This is a genomic window from Pseudoalteromonas sp. SR45-5 (assembly GCF_014163565.1).
In the GTDB taxonomy this organism is placed as follows: domain Bacteria; phylum Pseudomonadota; class Gammaproteobacteria; order Enterobacterales; family Alteromonadaceae; genus Pseudoalteromonas; species Pseudoalteromonas distincta.
Genome location: NZ_JACJDN010000658.1, coordinates 1 through 2,116 on the forward strand (window position 1 = coordinate 1; position 2,116 = coordinate 2,116).

The window sequence follows — 2,116 nt, forward strand, 5'->3', positions numbered from 1 at the left end:
GTTAAATCTTAAACTGGCCAACTAAGTGTCCTAAGCTTTCACCACGCCCAGCTAAATGCTGACCAACTGAAGAGGTGGTTTTACTTGAAATAGTTAGCTCATTAACTATTTCTTGAATAGCAAATACATTACGGTTTATTTCTTCTGTAACGCTACTTTGCTCCAGCGCCGCTGTCGCAATTTGTGTGCTCATGTCGTTAATTGATCTAACTGAGCTTGTTACAGCGCCTAAACTTTCTGAAATAGCACGAGAGGATTCAACAGAGCGATTACAACTACTTTGGCTTGCTTGCATTGCTGCAACTGCATCTGATACTAAATTATGTAGCTCACTCAACATTTCACTAATCTCTAGTGTGCTAACTTGAGTACGACTTGCTAGGCTTCTTACTTCATCGGCTACAACTGCAAACCCTCTGCCTTGCTCACCTGCTCGCGCAGCTTCTATTGCAGCATTGAGTGCAAGTAAGTTTGTTTGCTCAGCAATTCCACCAATTACACTTAGAACGCTATTAATCTTTTTAGATTGATCACTGAGTGAATCAACCTGTTCAGCAGCTAGGTTAATTTCGCCCATTAAGTTTGAAACCTCACAGAGTGAAATATCAACACACTCTTGAGCTTTAGCAACTTCTTGCGTTGCCGCTTGAGTTGACTCTGCCACTTGGTTTGTATTTTGAGCCACCTCATGAGAAGTAGCCGACATTTCGGTAATAGCCGTTGCAACAAGGTCTGTTTCATGATTGTGATTAAGTAACTTGTCTTCAATTAATCGTGTTTGTGTATTTATGTCACCAGAAGCTGTTTTTACATCGTGTGTTACATCAACCACATTAGCAATAATGCCATGTAGCTTATTTACAAACATATTAAATGCTTCGCCAAGTTGACCTATTTCATCATTAGTATCAATGTCTAGACGCTTAGTTAAATCGCCCTCACCTTTTGCAATATCGTCAAGGCTTTGCGCCATGCGCTGTATTGGTTTTACCATTGTGTTTGCGGCAACTAACGCACATATAATTGTTAAAACAACCCAAAATAAAGCAATTAATAATAAGGTCATTACCTTATCATTCATGTGCTCTTGCATTGTTGTTTGGTATTTAAGTAGCTCTGCGTCTATATCATCCATATATGCACCAGTACCAATCATCCAGTTTGTGCCTGGTATCATTGCTGCATAGCCCATCTTTTCAACTAAGCCTGTGGTATTTGGTTTTTGAAAATGATAGTTAAAAGCGCCGCCGCCTTTTCTAGCTTGCTCTAATAAGCCCACTATTATTTTTTTACCGTTAGGGTCAGTCATCCCTATTTTGTTTTGCCCTTCAATAGCATCACCTAGTAATGCATGAAAAACACTAATGCCGTTGGTGTCGTATATAAAAAAGTAACCACCTTGGCCAAATGTTAAGTCTCTTAAAGCGTTTTTAGCATCTTGCTCAGAGCCATTTGCTAATTGATAACGAACAATTTTGCTAGCAATTTCAATTTCGGTACTTAGTAACGTTTGCTTGTCACTTATTAACTTAGTTTGAAATGCTTCAAAATTTTGTTGCTGATTTTTATTCTCTAAATAATAAGAACTCAGCATTAAGCTGATCAAAAGTAGCATTAGCGGTAAAATAGCTAGTAACAGCAATTTGTTTTTCAAGCTTAAATTACTCATTTTTTCTCCGAGGTGAATAAAGGTGTGTGTGCAGCAACAACTAAAATCTAGCAAAACGAATATAGTTTGCAGATTTACTTATTTGCCCAAAATAACTTCGCTCATTTATATCGCTTTAAACTTATATTAAGAAAAGCATAGGTAAAATTAGGTAGGACCAAGTTAGTTAGAAGTCAGCTTAGCCATATTATAATCCCAACTCGGCATTTTAGACACCAATAACGCAGAGACCTTAGTCTTAATAAAAATAATTCATCCAACGTTTATCCATTATTTAAAACACTCTCTATAAATAATATCCACGTAGCCTTACTGCTTTTATTTAAGTTAATTAGTTTTAATTGCAGCGAGTTAGATTATTTGTAAGCGAGTATAAACATTGACCTCAAGGTTAAATTGATATGTAGAGATTAATTTTTTATTAACATATAATAACCCTATCTTCCT

1 protein-coding gene is annotated in these 2,116 nt (G+C 36.6%); it reads right to left on the reverse strand.

Features of this window, described 5'->3' with window-relative positions; all coding sequences use genetic code 11:
- Window position 1: 1 nt before the first annotated feature.
- Window positions 2-1,669 carry a methyl-accepting chemotaxis protein gene (locus tag H5072_RS17675; RefSeq protein ID WP_182694297.1) on the reverse strand — a complete coding sequence of 556 codons (1,668 nt, stop codon included), beginning with the start codon at window positions 1,667-1,669 and terminating at the stop codon, window positions 2-4.
- Window positions 1,670-2,116: the final 447 nt, after the last annotated feature.